Source organism: Aliiroseovarius marinus (assembly GCF_004360145.1).
GTDB classification, from domain to species: Bacteria; Pseudomonadota; Alphaproteobacteria; order Rhodobacterales; family Rhodobacteraceae; genus Aliiroseovarius; species Aliiroseovarius marinus.
The window spans coordinates 176,647-195,777 of record NZ_ML178715.1 but is presented as its reverse complement, the minus strand read 5'-3'; the positions used below and the strand labels follow the sequence as shown (position 1 = coordinate 195,777).

Here is a 19,131-nt window from a genome sequence, read left to right as displayed (position 1 = left end):
CCCATGCCCATCAAAGCGATTGCCTTCGACGCTTACGGAACGCTTCTGGATGTCTATTCGGTCGGCGCCTTGGCAGAAGAGTTCTTCCCCGGCAAAGGTGCAGACATCGCCGTCACTTGGCGCGACAAGCAGATCGAGTACACCCGCCTGCGGACGATGTGCGATCGCTACGCCGATTTCTGGCAAGTGACCGGGGATGGGTTGGACTATGCCTGCGAGCTGCATGGGGTAGCGCCAACCGCCGCGCAACGCACAGCCCTGATGGGTGCCTATGAGAAGCTGACCGCGTTTCAGGAAAACCACGCCCAACTGACCCGCCTGAAAGCCGCTGGGGTGCCGATGGCGATCCTGTCGAACGGGACGCCCGCGATGCTTGACAGCGCGCTTGAGGCCGCTGGGCTGGATGGGCTGTTGGATCATGTGCTGTCCGTCGACAGCGTCGGCAAGTTCAAAACCGCGCCCGAGGCGTATCAGATGGGCCCGGATGCGTTCGGTTGTGATGCGTCAGAGATCCTGTTCGTGTCCTCGAATTGCTGGGACATCTGCGGGGCGACATGGTTCGGCTATCACTCGATCTGGCTGAACCGCTATGGCCTGCCGATGGAGCGGCTGGGCGTCGAGCCAATGGCGCGCGGCGCTAGCTTAAAGGACGTGGCGGATTATGCGTTGGCGTCGTTTTCCGGGTGACGCTGGGCGCGTCGCGGTCCCTGATCGGTGATCATGTCATACGATAGCGTATGGTCCATGTTGCGCATCCGATGGCGCAGCATTTGCCGTGTCAGGCGGGCCAGATCGGTGGCGAAGGCTGGGTTGTCGGCCACGTTTTCCAGCTCTCCCTGACCGTCGTGATCGAACAGAAGCGGGGGCAGGTCTGCGGCGAATTCGATTAGGGTAAACCGGCTGTCGCGCAGGATGCCAACGCAGGAGTTGCTGGCATCGGTGCCCAGTTCTTTTTGCCACAAGGTCGGGGTGATCGGGTCGCCGAAATCCAGTTCTGAGAACGAGTAGTCGCGCCAATCGCCCGGTGTCTCGCCCGACAGGAGCGGCAGCAAAGACCGCCCATCCATCGCGTTCGGAACCTCTTGTCCGACCCATGACAGAATTGTGGGCGTCAGGTCGATGCTCTCGGTCGGTACGTCCACCACATGCCCAGCGACACAGCCCGGCGCGTGGATGATCAGCGGCGTGTGATAGGCCGCGTCATAGACCGAGTGTTTGCCCCACGCATGGTGGTCGCCCAGCATCTCGCCATGATCGGCGGTCACGATCAGCAGCGTGTCGTCCCACTGGCCGCTCTCTTTCAGGAAGCTGACCACACGCCCGATGTGATGGTCCACTTCGGTCGCCAGCCCCAGATAGACCGCGCGCAGGGCTTGCAGGGTCTCATCGCTGTCGTCGGCCTTGGCGCCCAGCACAAAGTTCGCGGCTTTTTCCTTGGCCAGCGCAGGCCCAAAGAACGGGTGCACGGCAGCCTCGTCATCCCGCGAGCCAACGCGGGTGGGCGCGGGCAGGGTGGTCGGGTCGTACATGTCGTTATAGGGCGCGGGCGCGACCAGCGGCGGGTGCGGACGGATATAGGTTAGATGCGCGAACCAGCTTTGATCGGCATAGGCGGGCATCCGGTCAAGGAACTGATTGGTTAGGAAGGCGGTGTCGCTGTCCTCGGCGGTGTATACGGCAGGCGCGTTGATCGCGGACCCATCACCGCCGGGAATGTAAAGCTGCCAGTAATTGTCCCAATGATGCCCCTTGCCCATCAGGTAAGAGCGCCACGGATAAGACATCTCTAACCGCATCTCGACCTGCTCGACAAAGCCGGACATGGCTTGTTCATAGGTCTGCACAGCCGGGTCATTCGGCGCGAAGACACGCGGATCCTGCGAAGTGTCGGTATAGCCAAACAACATCGGCAAATAGCCCGCCTTGCGCATCTCGCTCGCGATGGTGGGCGTGTCGTGGCGCAGCGGTGTGCCGTTACGGACCGAGCGGTGGTTCATCGCATATTGCCCCGTCAGGATCGAGGCGCGCGACGGCCCACACGGGTTCACGACCGAAAAATGGCGCTTGAAGGTCACGCTGTCGTCCATCAACGCGCGCAGGTTGGGCAGATCGACATGGTCCGCCAGCGCGCCATGCAGGCAGTCCGCCCGCAGCTGGTCGATGATGATAAACAGCACGTTTTTCTTGGCGGTCATCGCGGATCCCTCCCCTGTCATGAAATTGATAGGGCATGGATTTTCACCGCGTCCAGCGGAAGTTTCACTGGCGCCGTCGAATTCGACAAACTGGTACGTCCGGCAAAAGAAAAGCCGCAGCGCGTGGGGGCGCTGCGGCTGAAACCCAAGAGGGTGTGTTTAGATCAGGCTTCGGCGCGCGACAGAACGCTGGCCGGACGGACCTTGACCAAGGCTGCGGTCAACATGCCAGCCAGCGCGGCTTTGATCACGTCGCCGGGAATGAAGGCGGTGACCAGAGCGGTCGATTCCACCAGCGTCTTGTCCAGCATGATCGCCATGCCCGGGATGCCGAAGCCGTAAAGCACGATGATGCCGCCCACGACGGCAGCCACACCGGCGCTCAGCCAGACAGGGCCGGTGCGCCATTTTTCAGTGATCAGGCCGGTGACGAAGGCTGCGACCGGGAAGCCGATCAGGAAGCCGACCGAGGGGCCCGCGAAGACGCCCAGTCCGCCGCGACCGCCCGACAGAAGCGGCAGGCCAATGGCGACCAGCAGCAGGAACAGAAGCACGGCCAGCGCGCCGCGCTTGGCGCCCAGAATGGTGCCGCACAGCATGATGCCAAGGCTTTGGGCGGTGATCGGAACACCGAAGAACAGGTCGATCTTCGGGATCAGGCCCAAGGCCGCGATCAGCGCTGCGAACAACGCAATAAGGGTTACGTTCTTTTCCATGGTGACTCACTCCTTCATGGCGTCGAAACCGCCGCGCGCACGCAGCGCATCGGCAATGTGGTCTGCGTCTTCCAACGCAAGAACCGTGAATGGCAGGATGATGCGCCAGCCGGGACGGCGGGCGGACCGGGCGCGCCAAGCCTCGGTCAGGTGGGTGCCTTTGGCTAGAAGCACAGGCGTAAAACGGATGACCAGCGCGATGGCGGTCTCAAGGTATTCGGTGCGTAGCCCGAGCGCGCGCAAGGGCGTTGCCAGCCAGCGGACAACGGCGATCATATCGGACAGTCGCGTGGTCATGGTGACCAGATTGGCCAGCCCCACGGCGGTCAGCATGCGCAGGATGATCACCAGCCCGTCGATGGGGCTGCGGGTCACGATGTGATAGATCCCGACCAGCAGCACGAAGGGCCACAGGACTTTCAGTGACCGCAGTCCTGCGCGCAGGAAGCTTTGGCCGGGCAGGGCATAGAACGTCAGTGTGGTGGCGAACGTGGCCATGTGGAACCACAGGCTTTGCATCTGAAACAGCACGATGGTTACGACGCAGAGCGCCGCCAGCTTCAGACCGGCGGGCCAGCCATGGGCGCGGGTCTCAATCGGAGAGGTCAGAGATATCATCGCTCTCTCCTTGCTGTTTCATCTGGGCGGTGAAGGCGGGCAGCACATCGGCGGGCAGACCTTGCTGCGCCAGCGCGCCAGCCTCGATCCAGATGACATGATCATAGGCCGAAAGCTCGTCGGGGTCATGGGTGACATGGACCAGCGTGCCCTCGTAGCGATCAAGATAGCGGCCCAGTTGCATCCGCGTGGGGATGTCCAGCCCGGCGAAGGGTTCGTCCAGCACCAGAATGCGCGGGGCCATCGCCAGCACCGCCATCAGGCAGACCAGTTGTTTTTGCCCCTGAGACAACCCGTGCACATGGCTGTCCGCCCAATGGCTTTTGCCAAAGCGGTCCAGTTGCGCGCGGGCAGCACCCTCGGGGTCGTCCAGCCCGAGCTGACGCAAGCCAAAGACCAGTTCCTCGACCACAGTGGGGAAGATGATCTGGTGGTCTGGGTTCTGGAACAGGATGCCCACCAGCGACAGCGCCGCGCGACGGTCTTTGGCCGGGTCGATCCCGTCGACGCGGACGGTGCCCGCGCTGGGTTCCACCAAGCCCGACAAGAGCCGCGCAAAGGTGGTTTTGCCCGACCCGTTGCGCCCGATGATGCCGATGCGTTTGGCGGTCAGGTCTACGGACATGTCCGCAAGAATCCGGCGCTCGGCCACCGCAAAGCTGGCAGCTTGGAATTCGATCCGCGCGGGTTTCATCTGACTGTCCATGTGCCCTTTCCAAGGCCGCGAAGTTTGCAGGTGTTTGACGGGGCTTTTAACCGGACGCAAGAGAGAATGCCGCAAGAAAATGCAGAAAACGTAGTTCTACCCAGTTACATTTCGGCCTGCGAATTTGATCATCTCAGGTGCAGAATGCGGCGGTGAGCGTGTTCCATTGCCGTTGGGTCAACTCTCCGCGCTCGGCCACCATCCAATAGGAGTTCTCGGACGGCAGCGCATCGTCCGACAGGCGGACAAGCGCGCCGGACGCCAAAGCCTGTTCAACCAAGGGGATCGAGGCCAGCAACACACCCGCCCCCGCCCGCGCGGCGGCAAGCGCGGCGGTGAAGGTGTCAAAGCGCAGATGCGGGATGGGGGTGGGGGCGTCGCCCGTGTGGTCCGCCCATTCATGCCAGCCCATGCGCGGGCCAGACAGGCCAATGCGCGGCAGGTCCTGCCAGCGGTCCGGATCCACGCCCTGCATCAGGGCAGGGGCGGCGACGGGGGCCAGCACCTCGTCAAACAGGCGGGCGCGATGGGGGATGCTCCAATCCCCGCTGCCATAGCGCAACCGCACCCCGCGTAGCTGCGGATTGTCTTCCGAGGCCAGCATTAGTGTCTTGAACGACAGTTGCACATCCGCACCCAGCGACAGCCCCGCCAGCCGCGGTGCGATCCAATGCTCCAGCACCGAGGCACTGCTCCACACCGTCAGGCGTTTGCGCTGGATACCAAAGAGTTCCTCGGAACTTTGGCGCAGCGTCCCCAGCGCGTGGGTGACATAGGGCAACCATGCCTCGCCCTCGACCGACAGCACAACGCCGCGCGGTTTGCGGATGAACAGGGCGACACCCAGCCGGGTTTCCAGATGCCCGATCCGCTGGCTGATCGCGGCCTGCGTCAGCCCGGTTTCCTGCGCGGCGGCGGTGAAGCTCCCTAGCCGCCCGGCGGCCTCGAACGCGTGGACCCAATCGAGGGGCAGGTTTGAAAGGGGATTATCCATAAGCAGATCGGGGTCTCAGGTATGTTTTCGCTTGGTTGTCCTTATCACGCTTTGCGCGGACAATCATCCCAGGATCAACGCGTCACAGGAGACACGCGCATGTTTACCACCCAGCTCGACCCATCGGGCCAGGTTCTGACCCTGACCACCCCAAACGGCCCGCTTCGTTTTCACGCCATGTGGCTGCGTGACAATGCGTGGGACCCCGAGACCCGCGCGGCAGGCAATGGCCAGCGCTTGGTGTCGCTGGGCGAATTGCCCGCCGATACGCATATGACGGAGGCTTCGGCCAGCGGCGATCAGATCACCATCCGATTTGCGCCCGAGGGCAAGACAGTCACCTATGATGCGGGTTGGCTGGTTCAGAACGCCTATGACCGTCCCGCCCCGGCCGAACGCGGTTGGCTGGGCGACGGGATCGAAACGTGGGATTCGGGTCTAATGGGCGCCGTGCCTATCGGCGACTTTGCCCAGCTGTCTTCGGACCCCGACGCGCTGGGCGCGTGGCTGGAACAGGTCACACGTTACGGGTTCGGCAAGGTTGTAAACGGGCCCGTCGAAGACGGTGCGCTGTTCAAGGTGGTCGATCTGTTCGGCTATGTGCGTGAAACCAATTATGGCCGTCATTTCGAGGTGCGGACCGAGGTGAATCCGACCAACTTGGCCTTCACCGGGCTGGGGCTTCAGGCGCATACGGACAACCCGTATCGCGACCCGGTGCCTTCGGTTCAGGTGCTCTATTGTCTGGAAAGCTCTGCCGCTGGTGGCGAAAACATGGTGGTTGACGGTTTCGCCGCCGCCCGTCGTCTGCGCGAAGAAGACTCTGCTGCGTTTGACGTTCTGGCCAACCACTGCGCGCGGTTCGAATACGCGGGCGAGGAAGGCGTCTGCCTGCAATCTCGCCGCCCGATGATCGAACTGGCCCCCGATGGCGAGATTATCGGCGTCCGTTTCAACAACCGCTCTCTGTCCGCTGTGACCGACGTGCCGTTTGACCAGATGCAAGCGTATTATGCCGCCTATCGTCGTCTGGGCGAAATCATTGATGATCCGGCGATGGAGGTCACCTTCCGTCTGGAACCCGGAGAGGGCTTTGTCGTTGATAACACACGTGTTCTGCACGCCCGCAAGGGCTATTCCGGCGAAGGCACGCGCTGGCTTCAGGGCTGCTACTCTGACAAGGACGGGCTGCGTTCAACCCATGCTGCCCTATCGCGTTCGCGCACGCAGGAGGCTGCAGAATGAAGCCGGATATTGAAGCGCTGACGTCTGAAAACATCGTCGAATTCATCGGAGGTATCTTCGACCGCCGTGGCGGTGAAGAATATCTGGGCGAAGACGTCACCATGGCCGAACACATGCTGCAAGGCGCCACCATCGCCGAGCAGAACGGCCAGAGCGAAGAGATCATCGTCGGCGCCCTTCTGCACGACATTGGCCACTTCACGTCCGAGTTCGGCACCTATCATCCCGACGACACCGAAGACCGGCATCACGAAGATGCGGGCGCTGAGGTTTTGGAGCAGTTCTTCCCCAGCGTGATCACCGATTGCGTGCGCTTCCACGTGGCGGCGAAACGCTATCTTTGCGCGACCAAGCCATCCTATTTCGACCGGCTGAGTGCTGCGTCGGTGCACACGTTGGAATTGCAGGGCGGACCGATGAGTGCGGACGAGGTGGCGGAGTTCGAAAAGAACCCCAACCTGAAAGAGATTATCGCAGTGCGTTATCTGGACGAAGCGGGCAAACGCGCCGGAATGGAAACGCCGGATTATTGGCACTTTGCCCCCATGGTGCAACGCATGGTGGAGCGCCGCCGCGACACTTAAAACGATGCGCGGGCGGCACTCCGCTCTGCCCGCGCAAATCCGCTGATCCAAAGATTCAACCTTGCGGTGAGAGTCAATATTTGCTTTGAAGTACGCAAATAAATATTATGTGAGGTCGGCATGTGTGAAAAATGCGGTGATTTCAGGCACGTAGAAGGCGGGGGGACTGGCGTCTCCATTGCTCAGGTTTCGGCGTCATTGCCGACCTTCTCGGTCACGCAAATCGCGGACTATTTGGTCAATGGATATTGGAATGATACGGGCCGCCTCTCGCGTAAATTCGATGTGTCCGCTGGCGGCACGCTGACCTATTCCGTCGCAGGGCTGGAAGCTGCCGGGATCTGGTTTGTCGAGAAAGCTTTGGAAGCGTGGACTGCGGTCACCGGTATCAACTTCGTGCTGACCACCGGCACGGCGGATATCGTGTTTCAGGATCATCAATCCGGGGCGTTCAACTTCTCAAGCACCTCTGGCAGAACCATCATTCAATCAACGGTGAACGTGCATCCAAGCTGGTATTCCGGCGAGGAATACGACCTGCACAGCTATTCGTTCCAGACCTATGTACACGAAATCGGTCACGCGCTGGGGTTGGGGCATAGCGGAAACTACAACGGCTCAGCGACGTTCCCCGGCGGGGCGCATTATGCCAATGACAGCTGGCAAATGTCGGTCATGTCGTATTTCAGTCAGCAAGAGAACTCGAATGTCGACGCGGACTTGGCATTCCTTCTGACGCCCATGATCGCGGATATCGCCGCCGTGCACAGCATGTATGGCAAGCCGACGAACGTGAATGACGGGAACACCACCTGGGGCTTCAATTCGAATGCCGATGGTCCAGCCAGCCAGTTTGCATCGCTTGCTGGCGGCTCGATCGGTGTGGCGATGACAGTGTTCGATTCGTCTGGGGTTGATACGTTTGATTTCTCGCAGACCAGTCAAAACCAGAAAATTGACCTGCGCGCCGGACGCATCTCGGATGTGTTGGGATACAAGGGCAACCTGATCGTTGCCAAGGGAACCGCGATTGAGCACGCAGAAGGCGGGTCAGGCCGTGACAAGATCATTGGCAATGGGAAGGATAACCATCTGACCGGCAATGGCGGCGCCGATGAATTGATCGGACGCAATGGCGCAGACAACCTGTATGGTGGCTGGGGCGGAGACGTTCTGAAGGGCGGCAAGGGTCGCGACCGCTTGTACGGATCGAACGGCGATGACGTGATGAAAGGCGGCGGAGGCAAAGACCGGTTCTATTACGACGACGGTCAGGACCGGATCAAAGATTTCAAAGCCGGCCAGAAAGACAAGATCTTCATCGAAGATGATCTTGTGCCAGCCGGAATGACGGTGAAGCAGGTTCTGAAGCAATATGGCAGCGTTAAAAACGGCGATGTGCATATCGACTTCGGCAATGGCGATGTGCTGATCATCGAAAACGTGTCCAGCAAAATGGATCTTGTGGACGACATTCTGTTCTACTGATCAAACCTTTGGGGGATGGATCAGAACCGGGTTGGGGAAGGTATATTCCTCGAGGTTCGTTCCATCCCCAATTCTATCTACCACCGCATAAAGCCCCTGCGCTCCGATCGGGGCGAGGACCCCGTGCCATGTGCCTTTGTGCAGGTTGATCGCCTGATCTGGGCGCATCACGAAGGCGCGCGGCGTGCCGGGGGTGCCGCCATCGTCCGGGCAGACGGTGACCAGCAGGGGCACGCCGTTCATCGGGATGAAGGCTTGCGAACCCTGAGGGTGCCGTTCCACCAGATCCAGTTCATAAGGAAACTGCCGCGGTTTGCCGTCAAACAGGCTGATCCCGGCGCGGCCCTCGCCAAAGTCCAACTGCGCCAGATCGTGATGACGCTGGCACATGCCTGCGTTGATGGTCAGGCTGTCGCGGTCGGTCAGCTCCAGCACATCGCCGAACGGCGCGAAGGCGTCGGCCGTCAAGGGCTGCGCGGTGATGTCGGTCATGGCAGCAGGTCCATCAGGCGGAACGCGGCGATGCGTTCGACCTGGCGGCAGGCCTCGGCGAATTCGGTGGCGCGGTCATTGTGGATGCGGCGCTTGAAGGCTGCCATGATGGACGCCTTGTCGTGGTCTCTCACCGCGATGATGAAGGGAAAGCCGTGTTTTGCGACGTAGTCCGCGTTCAGCTGCGTGAAGGTCAGCCGCTGCTGGTCCGTCAGCATATCCAGCCCGGCGCTGGCCTGTTCCGAGGTGCTCTCCGCCGTCAGCCGCCCCGCCGCCGCCAGTTTGCCCGCCAAATCCGGGTGGGCGCGTAGAACGCCCAGCCGTTCATCTCCGCTGGCGGTTCGGAAGGCGCGGCAGAGCGCGTTGTGCAGGCCAACCGCGCTGTCATGGGCGGGGCCAAGCTCCAACTCGAAGGCACGTTCGGCGACCCAAGCGGAGTGCTCGAAGATCCCACCGTAAAGGTCCACGAAACGGTCCCGCGTCATCTGGCTGGGGCGCTCAAAACGCTTGTGAGGGTGGTGCGTCGCCCAGTGCTTGGCAATCTCGATCCGGCGGGGGTACCAGACATCGTCGTGACGTTGGATGTGGTCGATGAACCGGCGCAGACCGGCGATTTTGCCGGGACGCCCGATCAGACGGCAATGTAGCCCGACCGACATCATCGCGGGGCGATCCCCGGCCTGACCTTCGGCGTGGAGCGTGTCAAAGGCGTCGATCAGGTAGTCCCCGAAATCATCGCCTGTCACCCACCCCGGCGCGGTGGCAAAGCGCATGTCATTGGCTTCCAGCGTGTAGGGGATGATCAGCTGATCCCGCTCGCCGATCTCGGTCCAATAGGGCAGGTCGTCGTCGTAAGTATCTGATATATAGTCAAACCCGCCATGCTCGGCGACCAGCCGTACGGTGTTTTCCGAACACCGCCCGGTGTACCACCCGCGTGGGGGCGTGCCGACGACCTCGGTGTGCAGACGGACGGCCTCGGCAATCGCGGCGCGTTCTTCGTCCTCGGGCATGTCCTTGTGCTCGACCCATTTCAACCCGTGGCTCGCGATCTCCCACCCCGCGTCCTGCATCGCCGCGACCTGTTCGGGGCTGCGCGCAAGGGCTGTGGCGACGCCATAGATCGTCACCGGAATACCCGCTCCGGTGAACAGACGATGTAACCGCCAGAACCCCGCCCGCGCGCCGTATTCATAGATGCTTTCCATGTTCCAGTGCCGCTGGCCGGGCCATTGGGCCGCACCGGGAATGTCGGACAGGAACGCCTCGGACGCGGCATCGCCGTGTAGCACGCAGTTCTCGCTGCCTTCCTCGTAATTCAGGACGAACTGAACCGCGATCTTGGCATCCTTTGGCCAGTTCGGGTTGGGCGGTGTCGGGCCGTGGCCGCGCATGTCACGGGTGTATCTGTCGGGCATGAGTTCCCTCGTCCTTGGTTCCCCTCCACCCTTCCAAGGAACGCGGGTCAGGTCAAATGGGATTGCGCCGGGGCGCTGATCCCCCAATAGTGAGGGCAAGGAAAGGACACGCCATGACCGGATATCTAACCACCCACGTTCTGGACACGGCGCGCGGCTGCCCGGCGCAGGGCTTGCGCATTGACCTCTACCGGATCGAGGGCGAGGTGCGGGCGCTGGTGCATTCCCTTGTGACGAATGACGACGGGCGGACGGATGAACAGATCCTGCCCGCGGATGCGTTCGAGGTCGGGGTGTACGAGCTTGTCTTCCACGCGGGTGACTATCTGCGCGCCACCGATCAGGACGGGGAAAGTCCGCTGTTTCTGGACGTGGTGCCGATCCGCTTTGGCATGGCCGAACAGGCGCATTATCACGTGCCGCTTTTACTATCGCCTTATGGATACTCGACATATCGCGGAAGTTAATTCCGTTCGAAAACAACCACTTACAAATTTTGCGACTTTTCCCATCGCGTCTGCGACCCATCGCGCGCCCTGCTTTCGCTTGACTCGTCCCCGCCTGTTCTGACATTCAAGGCCAGCGATCGGTTTCGCGTGTGCAGAAGCACCGCGAAAGTAATAGGGAACCCGGTGAGGTGTAGCCAACAGGCGCCAAATCCGAGACTGCCCCCGCAACTGTGAGCGGCGAGCAAAGCTGAACATGCCACTGGGTCCAACCCGGGAAGGCCAGCCAAGCCAAGACCCGCAAGTCAGGAGACCTGCCGGACGCTGGGCATTTGCCCATTTCCACCGGACGCCGGGGTGCGCGTCTGGCCCGGCGGTCCAAAGACCCTCCCGTGCCAATATACCCCGTTCGTTCATTCTTGATTGCAGGTGATCCCTGCGACGTCGAATGAGGACGACATGAAAAAGACTGTTCTGGCCGCTACACTGGCCGCTTTTGTACCCGTTGCCGCTCAGGCGCATTTCCTGCTGCAACACACCGATGAGGTGCTGATCGACAAGCCCGGCGACGTGCCGATGGGCCTGATCTTTTGGCACCCGATGGAGAACGGGCACGCCATGGATATGGACGCGCCGCAAGAGTTCTTCATGATCCACAACGGTGAAAAAACCGACCTGATGGATCGCGTGGCGCCCGCCACCTTCAAGGGCAAGCACAATGAATCTGCGGCCTTTACCGCGTCTGTGCCGGTCAAGCGCTCGGGCGACTATGTGGTCGTGACCGTGCCTGCGCCGTACTATGAGGAAAGCGAAGACATCTACATTCAGCAGATCACCAAATCGGTTCTGAACCGCAACACGCTGCCCACCGATTGGGATCAGCCCGTTGGTCTGCCGACCGAGATCTTGCCGCTGAACAAGCCCTACAACGTTGTCGTCGGCTCGACCTTCTCGGGCGTGGTGCTGTCCGAGGGCAAGCCCGTCGCAGGCGCCGAGATCGAGATCGAATACATGGCCGCCGAGCCGGATCTGGCGGCATTCTCGACAACCGATAGCACCGTGGGCGCGATGCCCGGCGGCACTATCGTAGCCCTGACCGATGCAAACGGCGTTTTCACCTTCGGCATTCCGAAAGCGGGCAACTGGGGCTTCGCAGCCTTGGGGTCCGGTCCGGCAACCGAACATAACGGCAAAGAGCTGAGCCAAGACGCGGTTCTGTGGATCAACGCCACCGAACTGAAGTAAGGAACGCGCAATGCACATTGTAGATGGAGCTCTGTCAAATCCCGTGCTGCTTGGCGGCGCGGCTTTGGCTGTGGGCGGGATCGCGATGGGCCTGAAGAAACTGCCGCTGGAGCGTATTCCGGCGGCAGGTGTGCTGTCCGCCAGCTTCTTCGTGGCGTCGTTGATCCATGTGCCCATCGGCCCAAGCTCGGTTCACCTGATCCTGAACGGGTTGGCGGGTCTGGTGCTGGGTTGGGCGGCGTTCCCGGCGCTGTTTGTCGGGCTTCTGTTGCAGGCAGTGTTCTTTGGGTTCGGCGGTTTGACCGTGCTGGGCGTAAACGCGATCAACATCGCGGGGCCCGCCGTTCTGGCCGGACTGATCTTCGGGCGTCTTGTCGCGCGCGGTACCCCGATGCAGGGCGCGATCTGGGGCGGGCTCGGTGGCGGTTTCGCCATTGCCGTGACCACGCTTGCTGTTGCGTTCTCGCTTGCTTTGTCGGGGGACGAATTCATCCCCGCCGCCAAACTGGTCTTCGTGGCGCATATTCCTGTTATCATCATCGAAGCGCTTCTGTCCGGCGCGGCCATCTTCTTGGCCCGTCGCGTGAAGCCCGAGCTCTTCGCAGGCGCGAAAGGAGGATGGGCATGATCCGATCTCTGGTTCTGATCCTCGCCTTGGCGGCCCCTGTGCCGGCCTTGGCCCATAATATCATCTCGTCCGTCTTCCCATCCGGGTCGAACATCGAGGGTGAGATTGGCTTTTCCAGCGGCGACATGGCCACCGATCTTCTGGTCGAGGTCTTTGACGAGGCCGGCAATAAGCTGGGCGAGACCAAGACCGACGCGGACGGCTTCTTCATCTTCACGCCCACGCAACCCGTCACGCATATTTTCCGAGGTGATCTTGGCGCGGGCCACGTGGCCGAGGTCTTCATGCCCGCTGCAGACGTGGCAGCACTGATGGGGCAAGAGGCTGCGGCGTCGACCGCTTCGGCGTCCGTCTCAACCCCAGCAGCGTCTGGCGCCCCTCTGTCCGGCCTGTCCGATCAAGCCCGCGCCGAGCTTGCCACAATGCTGCGCACGGAACTCCGCCCGATCCGGCAGGAACTGAGCGCGCTGAAAACCGAGACGAACTTTCAGTCGGTGCTGGGCGGGATTGGCTATATCGTCGGCCTTTTCGGTCTCGGCTTCTACATCGCGGCGCGCCGCAAGATGGAGGGCGGTAAGTGACCTATGTCCTGACAGGTGAAGACAAGCCGCTTACCGGCTTTGGCGCATTGCGGGCGGCGGTTTCCTCGCTTGATCCTCGGATGCGGATCGTGATGACCGTGATTTATGCCGTGACTGTGGTGACACTGGACGACCTGCGGGTGCTGTCCGGCGCGTTGATCCTGTCGATGTGGCTGCTGGCGATCTCGGGCCTGCCGTTCCAGAAGACGCTGAAGCGCATGGCGATGATGGACGGGTTCATCATCTTCACCCTGATCCTGCTGCCCTTCACCATGCCCGGTACGCCGATGTTTTCGGTCTTTGGCTTTGACGCCACATGGGAAGGTCTGTGGCGTGCGACCGAGATTGCGCTGACCGCCAATGCCGTCATTCTGGCGGTGATGACGCTGGTCGGCTCAATGGAGCCGGTCACGATGGGCCACGCCCTGTTCGCCCTGAAAACGCCCGAGCGGCTGGTGCATCTGATGATGTTCACAATCCGCTATATCGACGTCCTGCGCGAGGAATATCTGCGTCTGCGGACCTCGATGAAACTGCGCGGGTTTCGCCCCGGCACCAACTGGCACACCTATCGCAGCTATGGCTATCTGGTGGGGATGATGCTGGTGCGCGCGATTGAACGGTCGGAACGTATTCTGGCCGCGATGAAATGCCGGGGGTTCTGTGGTCGGATCGTGCTCTTGGAAGAGTTCCGCCTGACCCGGACGGATGTGATGTTTGCAGGCGCGATGGTGCTTGCTCTGGCTGCCCTGATCTGGGCCGAGGTCGCTTATGCCGCTGCTTGAACTTTCTGACATCCACTTCGCCTATCCGGGGCTTGAGCCGGTTCTGGACGGGGCCTCGATGCGGATGGAGCCGGGCGAGCGGCTGTCGATTGTCGGGCCGAACGGCGCGGGCAAGTCGACGCTGTTGAAGCTTATCATGGGGCTGTTGCAGCCGGACGCGGGCACCATCACCGCCTTCAGCAAATCCCGCACGCAGGAAGCCGACTTTCACGAAGTCCGACGCCGCATCGGCTTTGTCTTTCAGGATGCCGACGACCAGCTGTTCTGCCCTACCGTGGCCGAGGATGTGGCTTTTGGTCCCCTAAATCTTGGCAAGTCGAAGGACGAGGCTCTGGCCATCGTCGATCAGGTACTAGGCCGTCTTGGTCTGATGCATCTGCGCGACCGGATCACGCATAAGCTGTCGGGCGGCGAAAAGCGTTTGGTGACGCTGGCGACCGTTTTGGCGATGGAGCCGGAAGTGCTGATCTTGGATGAACCCACCAACGCGCTGGACCCGGACAACTACGCCCGTTTGACCGAGATCCTGAAAGGGTTGGATCAGGCGATCCTTCTGGTCAGCCACGCGCCCGATTTCCGCGCTGAAATCGCGCCCGAGGGGTACCGGTTGGAAAATCGAAAACTGGTGCGGATCTAGCATTCCGCCCGGTCGATAGACCGGGCAGCGCCCGTCCGCCCCCATGGGCGGGCGCTTCACGCCCACCCGCGGACCGGCGATGCCCTATCGTTATTCCAACCGCACAACTTCGCCGCCCGCCGCATCCGCGTCTTCCTGATCATGGGTGACCATCAGAACCGGCAGGGCACGAGCGCGGGCGTGGTCAAACACCAGCGCGCGGACTTGTTCGCGCAGGGCGGCATCAAGGCCTGAGAACGGTTCATCCAACAGCAGCGCCTTCGGCTCGGACAGCAACATCCGCATCAAGGCCACCCGTGCCCGTTGCCCGCCCGACAGGGTTTCGGGGTCTCGGTCAGCGAAGCCCTCCAGTCCCACTTCGGCCAGTGCCGCGTCGATCTGCGCACGGCGTTCCGCGCGGGTACCGCCTTGGGCCAGCCCAAAGGCCAGATTGGCCCCCACGCTGAGATGCGGAAACAAAAGTGCGTCTTGGAACAGGATCCCCACACAACGATCTTCGGGCGGCAGGGGCAGCAGGTCTCGGTCCTCTAGTCGGACATGGCCTTGTAGCGAGAAGGCCGGGGGCAGGGTGCCGATGATCGCCGACAGCAGCGTGGATTTACCCACGCCGCTTGGCCCCATGATGGTCAGCACCGATCCGGGCGCGACATGGGTGTCGATCTCGATCAGCGGTGCGCCGTCTTTCAGGATGCGGACCTGCTCCAGATGCAATCCGTTAGCCATTCAAAAGCCCCTTTCGGTTGCGCCATACCAAAGCGGGCAGCGCCAAGGCCAGCGCGAAGGGCAGCATCGCGGCAGCGGTTTGCATCAGGCCGAAGACGCCGATGGCGCGGCGGTCTCCGCCAGACGCCAGCGCGATGGCCTCGGTGGTCAGGGTTTCAACCCGGCCCCCGCCCGCCAGAAGCGTGGGCAGGTATTGCCCGACCGACACCGCGACGCCGACGGCGGTTGCGGTCAGAAGCGGGGCCAGAAGCATCGGCAAACGCACGCGCCACAGGATTTGGTTCGGCGTGGCCCCCAGCGCTTTGGCGACCGTGGCTTGGCGACTGTCCCACGATTGCCATGGGCCTTCGAGGGATAGGCGCAGATAGGGTAGGACAAAGACCAGATGGGCCAGAATGACGGGCAGCCGCCCCATGCCCAGCCCAAGGTTCAAAAGCAGCGTTTGCAGTCCCGGTAGGAACGCGGTTTGCGGCAGGATCAGTGGCAGATAGATCAGCCACATCCCTCGTTGGGTCAGGCGCAGGCCATAGCGTTCCTCGGTTTCAAGGCAACCAATGGTCAGGATCATCCCGATGGTGACCGAGACGCCCGCGATCAGCGCGGTTTCCCCCAATGCGTCCAGACTGCCGGTGCGGTGGCGCATCCAGCTTCGTAAGGTGAACTGATCTGGCAGCAGGTCAGGGAAGCTCCAAAACCCGGCGAAGGACCAGATGATCAGGCCAAGGAAACCCAGTAGTAGGGATAGTGAGACGGTGGTGCCGAGGGCGAAGCCTGCGACACGCAGGGCGGTGTCGCTGCGCCCGCGCCGTCCGGCCTCGACCTGTCGGCGGGCAAGGCGGGCAATCAGCGCTTCGCCCAGAAACCACAGACCGACGCCCGCGACGACCAACACCAGTTGCCACAGTGCAGCGGCGGCGGCGAGTAGGCGAAAGCCAATGTCCGGGTCCGACATCCAGCGCACGATCTGAACCGATAGTGTGGGCGGCGTTGATGGGCCAAGGATCACCGCCACATCCACCACCGACATGGCCCATGTCAGGACCACAAGCACGGGCAGGCGGATGCGGGCGTAGAGCGCCGGGAAGATGGCGATCATCCATGCTTTGATGCGGCCATATCCCATGCTCTGGCTCAACGCCATGCGGCGGCGTCCGTCGATCTGGCCAAGGGCAGCGATGGACATGAGGAGGAGGAACGGGACCTCTTTCACCACCATGCCTGCGATTAACGACAGCCCCCATGGGTCATTGAGGATCAAAAGGTCCGGCGGACGCTCCCACCCCGTCAGCCACGGGGATAACAGCCGCGCGATCCAGCCCGAGGGGGCAATCAGAAAGGCCAGCCCAAAGGCGGCGGCGGCGTGGGGGACCGAGAGGAAGGGCGAGAGCAGACGTTCCAGCACGCGAAACCCACGCGTGCCGGTCCAGCCTGCGAGGATTAGGGCTGTGATGGCCAGCGACAGGACTGCCGAGACAACGCCCGTGACCAGCGACAGCCGGGATGCATCGGACAATCCGGGCCAGTTCCAAAGCGCGCGGAATGGATCAAGTGACGGGCCGGTATGTCCACCCGCAGGGAAGTGCCCAAAGGCGGGCAGAAGTGTTCCCCACAGCCCTGCCACCAGCGGACCCAGCAGAAACAGGACCGTCAGCAATGGAAACAGGGGAAGGCGGGGGAGGTATTTCATGTCAGAGTATTGCCCCGCACGCGGCGCGCGGGGCAATCGCATTTTACTGAACGCCGTAGCGCGACTGCCAGTCTTCGGCGATGCGGGTCATCCAGCTGGGATGCGGCTCGTCCTGCACGCGGCCCAGCTGGGCGGGTGTCAGAGTGGCGATGCCCAGATCCAGCGCGTCAAAACGGGCGCGGTCTTCGTCCGACAGGGCGGCCATGTTCAAAACCGTGCCATAGCCCAGCACGTTCGGGTCTTGCGCGTGGGCCTGTGCCTCGGGCGACATCAGGAAATCGGCCAGCACCATCGCACCTGCTTTCGACCCCGAGTTATAGGGGATCGCCACGAAGGAGGCATTGCCGATCGTGCCCTTATCCAAAACGAAGGTGCGCACAGTGTCCGGCAGTTCGTAATTGGCGATGGCGGTCGACGCTTCACTGGGGCTGAAGGACACGGCCATGTCCAGCTCTCCGTCATTGATCAGCTGGATCTGGCGGGTGCCGTTGGGCGGATAGGCGCGGCCCTCACGCCACAGGGCGGGGGTCAGCTCTTCCAGATAGGCCCAGAGCGGCGCGGTGACATCGGCATAGGTCTCGTCCGACACAGGCGCGGCCAGAACCGAGGGATCGTCCAGCAGCTCGACCAGCATCTGCTTCAAGAAGGTCGTGCCAAGGAAGTCAGGCGGCTGTGGATAGGTGAAACGGCCGGGATGCGCTTTGGCCCATTCAAGGATCGCGGCGGCAGACGGAAGCGGTTCGGCAATGTCGGCGGTGTCATACATGAACACGACCTGTGCCATGGCCCAGGGGGCCTCGTAGCCTTCGACCGGGACGGTGAAGTCCGTGCGGACGGTCTTGCCATCAACGTCGACGAATTGCCAGTTCGGCAGGTCCTCGGCAAACGGGCCAAACAGCAATCCATTATCTTTCATCGAGGCAAAGTTGGCCCCGTTAATCCAGATCATGTCGATTGCGCCGTCATCATCCTGACCGGCTTGCTTTTCCGACAACACGCGGGTCACGGCGTCGGCGGTGTCGGTCAGCTTCACATGCTCCAGCGTCACGCCATAGCGCGCTTGGATCTGGTCGCCGGCCCATTCGATGAACGCGTTCGTGGTCGGCGATCCGCCCCATGCGTTCCAGTACACGGTCTGGCCTTTCGCCTCGTCCAGCACAGCGTCCCAGTTCGCGGGATCCGGATCGGCAAAGCTGGCCGTGGGCAGAAAGGTCGACGCCAGCAGGCTGGCGGCAAGAGCAAGGTGTTTCATTTGGACTCCTGTTGATCGGAAAGTGTGGGGCCAAAGGCCTGATACGCACCCCAGACGCGCAGAATGGCGGTGGCGAAGCAGGCGATGGCAAAGAGCCATGCCAAAGGCATGAAGAAACGGGGAACAAGGCAGAGGAGGACGAAGAACGCGATGGTTTCCGTGCCTTCCAGAATGCCATTTGAATAGTAGAGCGACTTGATCCCTTGTGCGCGGGTGTCCATGCCCCGCTTTGCGGCAAGGATCGCGTAGCCAAGGAAGCTGGCGCCGTTGACGTAGAAGCTCAGCAGCAGGACCGCGCCTGCGATGCCGTTTGTGGCCGGGTCATGCAGGATGAACGCCAAGGGGATGGCGCCGTAAAAGGCGAAATCAGCGGTGATATCCAGATAGCCGCCGAAATCTGAGCGAGTGCTTGCGCGGGCGACGGCGCCGTCCAGCCCATCCGCGACGCGCGATGCCAGAACCAACCCCAGCGCTAGTGTGAACTGTCCAAACACGATGCTGACCGCAGCCAATAGGCCAAGCCCCAGCCCCACCAGCGTCACCGCATTGGCGCTGACGCCCGTGCGCGCCAGCAGGCCGCCCACACGATCCAGCGGCGGATCAATTAGTTTCCGTGCATAAGCGTCCAGCATGACGCGCCCTTTCCCATCGCCGATGTCCTGCGGCGTTTATGGATATCTGGACCAATTCC

Annotated in this window: 21 protein-coding genes and 1 riboswitch; of the genes, 10 read left to right on the top strand and 11 right to left on the bottom strand. The window is 62.0% G+C overall.

Annotated elements, in window-relative coordinates; translation table 11 throughout:
- The first annotated feature begins 3 nt into the window (after positions 1 to 3).
- Positions 4 to 687 carry a haloacid dehalogenase type II gene (locus EOL43_RS07025; RefSeq protein WP_133486945.1) on the top strand — a complete coding sequence of 228 codons (684 nt, stop codon included), beginning with the start codon at positions 4 to 6 and terminating at the stop codon, positions 685 to 687.
- Here EOL43_RS07025 and EOL43_RS07020 read toward each other — a convergent pair.
- From EOL43_RS07020 to EOL43_RS07000, 5 genes are all read right to left on the bottom strand, one after another.
- Positions 660 to 2,195, bottom strand: coding sequence for an alkaline phosphatase family protein (locus EOL43_RS07020; protein ID WP_133486943.1), 1,536 nt, complete (start codon positions 2,193 to 2,195; stop codon positions 660 to 662). The genes EOL43_RS07025 and EOL43_RS07020 overlap by 28 nt on opposite strands.
- Positions 2,196 to 2,359: 164 nt before the next feature.
- On the bottom strand, positions 2,360 to 2,911 hold the full coding sequence (locus EOL43_RS07015) for a biotin transporter BioY (protein WP_133486941.1): 552 nt from the start codon (positions 2,909 to 2,911) through the stop codon (positions 2,360 to 2,362).
- 6 nt (positions 2,912 to 2,917) lie between these two features.
- Complete coding sequence (locus EOL43_RS07010; protein ID WP_133486939.1) at positions 2,918 to 3,529, bottom strand: energy-coupling factor transporter transmembrane component T family protein; 612 nt, start codon at positions 3,527 to 3,529, stop codon at positions 2,918 to 2,920.
- Positions 3,504 to 4,235, bottom strand: coding sequence for an energy-coupling factor ABC transporter ATP-binding protein (locus EOL43_RS07005; protein WP_240686487.1), 732 nt, complete (start codon positions 4,233 to 4,235; stop codon positions 3,504 to 3,506). The genes EOL43_RS07010 and EOL43_RS07005 overlap by 26 nt, the downstream gene beginning before the upstream one ends.
- Before the next feature lie 133 nt (positions 4,236 to 4,368).
- Entirely contained in the window at positions 4,369 to 5,229 is an 861-nt protein-coding gene (locus EOL43_RS07000) for a LysR family transcriptional regulator (protein WP_133486937.1), read from the bottom strand.
- A 99-nt stretch (positions 5,230 to 5,328) separates the two neighbouring features.
- On the opposite strand from EOL43_RS07000, the gene tmpA reads away from it, so the two are divergent.
- From tmpA to EOL43_RS06985, 3 genes are all read left to right on the top strand, one after another.
- Positions 5,329 to 6,474 (top strand): 2-trimethylaminoethylphosphonate dioxygenase, encoded by a 1,146-nt coding sequence (gene tmpA, locus EOL43_RS06995; protein ID WP_133486935.1) that lies wholly within the window; start codon positions 5,329 to 5,331, stop codon positions 6,472 to 6,474.
- Positions 6,471 to 7,058, top strand: coding sequence for a (R)-1-hydroxy-2-trimethylaminoethylphosphonate oxygenase (gene tmpB / locus EOL43_RS06990; protein WP_133486933.1), 588 nt, complete (start codon positions 6,471 to 6,473; stop codon positions 7,056 to 7,058). The genes tmpA and tmpB overlap by 4 nt, the downstream gene beginning before the upstream one ends.
- A gap of 198 nt (positions 7,059 to 7,256) precedes the next feature.
- The gene (locus EOL43_RS06985) at positions 7,257 to 8,546 is read left to right on the top strand and encodes a M10 family metallopeptidase (protein WP_166636210.1); all 1,290 of its coding nucleotides are present in this window, start codon (positions 7,257 to 7,259) and stop codon (positions 8,544 to 8,546) included.
- Here the strand turns inward: EOL43_RS06985 and EOL43_RS06980 are convergent, their stop codons facing one another.
- On the bottom strand, positions 8,547 to 9,038 hold the full coding sequence (locus EOL43_RS06980; RefSeq protein WP_133486928.1) for an ureidoglycolate lyase: 492 nt from the start codon (positions 9,036 to 9,038) through the stop codon (positions 8,547 to 8,549).
- Positions 9,035 to 10,456 (bottom strand): allantoinase PuuE, encoded by a 1,422-nt coding sequence (gene puuE / locus EOL43_RS06975; protein ID WP_133486926.1) that lies wholly within the window; start codon positions 10,454 to 10,456, stop codon positions 9,035 to 9,037. The genes EOL43_RS06980 and puuE overlap by 4 nt, the downstream gene beginning before the upstream one ends.
- Positions 10,457 to 10,569: 113 nt before the next feature.
- Here puuE and uraH point away from each other — a divergent pair, with 113 nt between their 5' ends.
- The 6 genes from uraH (at position 10,570) to EOL43_RS06945 (ending at position 14,778) form a co-directional block, all read left to right on the top strand.
- Positions 10,570 to 10,923, top strand: coding sequence for a hydroxyisourate hydrolase (gene uraH, locus EOL43_RS06970; RefSeq protein ID WP_133486924.1), 354 nt, complete (start codon positions 10,570 to 10,572; stop codon positions 10,921 to 10,923).
- Positions 10,924 to 11,026: 103 nt separating this feature from the next.
- Positions 11,027 to 11,238, top strand: a riboswitch (cobalamin riboswitch).
- Between the two features lie 123 nt (positions 11,239 to 11,361).
- Positions 11,362 to 12,147 carry a DUF4198 domain-containing protein gene (locus EOL43_RS06965; RefSeq protein ID WP_133486922.1) on the top strand — a complete coding sequence of 262 codons (786 nt, stop codon included), beginning with the start codon at positions 11,362 to 11,364 and terminating at the stop codon, positions 12,145 to 12,147.
- 10 nt (positions 12,148 to 12,157) lie between these two features.
- Positions 12,158 to 12,775 carry a cobalt transporter CbiM gene (cbiM, locus tag EOL43_RS06960; protein WP_133486920.1) on the top strand — a complete coding sequence of 206 codons (618 nt, stop codon included), beginning with the start codon at positions 12,158 to 12,160 and terminating at the stop codon, positions 12,773 to 12,775.
- The gene (locus EOL43_RS06955) at positions 12,772 to 13,356 is read left to right on the top strand and encodes a cobalt ABC transporter permease (RefSeq protein WP_133486918.1); all 585 of its coding nucleotides are present in this window, start codon (positions 12,772 to 12,774) and stop codon (positions 13,354 to 13,356) included. Before cbiM ends, EOL43_RS06955 begins: the two co-directional genes overlap by 4 nt.
- On the top strand, positions 13,353 to 14,141 hold the full coding sequence (gene cbiQ / locus EOL43_RS06950) for a cobalt ECF transporter T component CbiQ (RefSeq protein WP_133486916.1): 789 nt from the start codon (positions 13,353 to 13,355) through the stop codon (positions 14,139 to 14,141). The genes EOL43_RS06955 and cbiQ overlap by 4 nt, the downstream gene beginning before the upstream one ends.
- Positions 14,128 to 14,778, top strand: a complete 651-nt coding sequence (locus tag EOL43_RS06945) for an energy-coupling factor ABC transporter ATP-binding protein (RefSeq protein ID WP_133486914.1) — start codon at positions 14,128 to 14,130, stop codon at positions 14,776 to 14,778. The genes cbiQ and EOL43_RS06945 overlap by 14 nt, the downstream gene beginning before the upstream one ends.
- A 90-nt stretch (positions 14,779 to 14,868) precedes the next feature.
- On the opposite strand, the gene EOL43_RS06940 is transcribed toward EOL43_RS06945, so the two are convergent.
- From EOL43_RS06940 to EOL43_RS06925, 4 genes are read right to left on the bottom strand one after another with little or no spacing between them, the layout of a single operon-like run.
- Positions 14,869 to 15,501, bottom strand: a complete 633-nt coding sequence (locus EOL43_RS06940; protein WP_133486912.1) for an ATP-binding cassette domain-containing protein — start codon at positions 15,499 to 15,501, stop codon at positions 14,869 to 14,871.
- On the bottom strand, positions 15,494 to 17,188 hold the full coding sequence (locus EOL43_RS06935; RefSeq protein ID WP_133486910.1) for an ABC transporter permease: 1,695 nt from the start codon (positions 17,186 to 17,188) through the stop codon (positions 15,494 to 15,496). The genes EOL43_RS06940 and EOL43_RS06935 overlap by 8 nt, the downstream gene beginning before the upstream one ends.
- A 43-nt stretch (positions 17,189 to 17,231) precedes the next feature.
- A complete protein-coding gene (locus EOL43_RS06930) occupies positions 17,232 to 18,440 on the bottom strand; it encodes an ABC transporter substrate-binding protein (RefSeq protein WP_133486908.1) in 1,209 nt (402 codons plus the stop codon).
- Positions 18,437 to 19,072 (bottom strand): CDP-alcohol phosphatidyltransferase family protein, encoded by a 636-nt coding sequence (locus EOL43_RS06925; RefSeq protein WP_133486906.1) that lies wholly within the window; start codon positions 19,070 to 19,072, stop codon positions 18,437 to 18,439. The genes EOL43_RS06930 and EOL43_RS06925 overlap by 4 nt, the downstream gene beginning before the upstream one ends.
- Positions 19,073 to 19,131 lie beyond the last annotated feature (59 nt).

Excerpts from the sequence above, each read along its gene's own strand:
- EOL43_RS07005 (WP_240686487.1), bottom strand. The coding sequence starts at position 4,235 with ATGGACAGTCAGATGAAACCCGCGCGGATCGAATTCCAAGCTGCCAGC.
- EOL43_RS06935 (WP_133486910.1), bottom strand. The coding sequence starts at position 17,188 with ATGAAATACCTCCCCCGCCTTCCCCTGTTTCCATTGCTGACGGTCCTG.
- EOL43_RS07020 (WP_133486943.1), bottom strand. The coding sequence starts at position 2,195 with ATGACCGCCAAGAAAAACGTGCTGTTTATCATCATCGACCAGCTGCGG.
- EOL43_RS06925 (WP_133486906.1), bottom strand. The coding sequence starts at position 19,072 with ATGCTGGACGCTTATGCACGGAAACTAATTGATCCGCCGCTGGATCGT.
- tmpB (WP_133486933.1), top strand. The coding sequence starts at position 6,471 with ATGAAGCCGGATATTGAAGCGCTGACGTCTGAAAACATCGTCGAATTC.
- uraH (WP_133486924.1), top strand. The coding sequence starts at position 10,570 with ATGACCGGATATCTAACCACCCACGTTCTGGACACGGCGCGCGGCTGC.
- cbiM (WP_133486920.1), top strand. The coding sequence starts at position 12,158 with ATGCACATTGTAGATGGAGCTCTGTCAAATCCCGTGCTGCTTGGCGGC.
- EOL43_RS07015 (WP_133486941.1), bottom strand. The coding sequence starts at position 2,911 with ATGGAAAAGAACGTAACCCTTATTGCGTTGTTCGCAGCGCTGATCGCG.
- EOL43_RS06980 (WP_133486928.1), bottom strand. The coding sequence starts at position 9,038 with ATGACCGACATCACCGCGCAGCCCTTGACGGCCGACGCCTTCGCGCCG.
- EOL43_RS06965 (WP_133486922.1), top strand. The coding sequence starts at position 11,362 with ATGAAAAAGACTGTTCTGGCCGCTACACTGGCCGCTTTTGTACCCGTT.
- EOL43_RS06930 (WP_133486908.1), bottom strand. The coding sequence starts at position 18,440 with ATGAAACACCTTGCTCTTGCCGCCAGCCTGCTGGCGTCGACCTTTCTG.
- tmpA (WP_133486935.1), top strand. The coding sequence starts at position 5,329 with ATGTTTACCACCCAGCTCGACCCATCGGGCCAGGTTCTGACCCTGACC.
- EOL43_RS06940 (WP_133486912.1), bottom strand. The coding sequence starts at position 15,501 with ATGGCTAACGGATTGCATCTGGAGCAGGTCCGCATCCTGAAAGACGGC.
- EOL43_RS06955 (WP_133486918.1), top strand. The coding sequence starts at position 12,772 with ATGATCCGATCTCTGGTTCTGATCCTCGCCTTGGCGGCCCCTGTGCCG.
- EOL43_RS06945 (WP_133486914.1), top strand. The coding sequence starts at position 14,128 with ATGCCGCTGCTTGAACTTTCTGACATCCACTTCGCCTATCCGGGGCTT.
- EOL43_RS07010 (WP_133486939.1), bottom strand. The coding sequence starts at position 3,529 with ATGATATCTCTGACCTCTCCGATTGAGACCCGCGCCCATGGCTGGCCC.
- EOL43_RS07025 (WP_133486945.1), top strand. The coding sequence starts at position 4 with ATGCCCATCAAAGCGATTGCCTTCGACGCTTACGGAACGCTTCTGGAT.
- puuE (WP_133486926.1), bottom strand. The coding sequence starts at position 10,456 with ATGCCCGACAGATACACCCGTGACATGCGCGGCCACGGCCCGACACCG.
- EOL43_RS07000 (WP_133486937.1), bottom strand. The coding sequence starts at position 5,229 with ATGGATAATCCCCTTTCAAACCTGCCCCTCGATTGGGTCCACGCGTTC.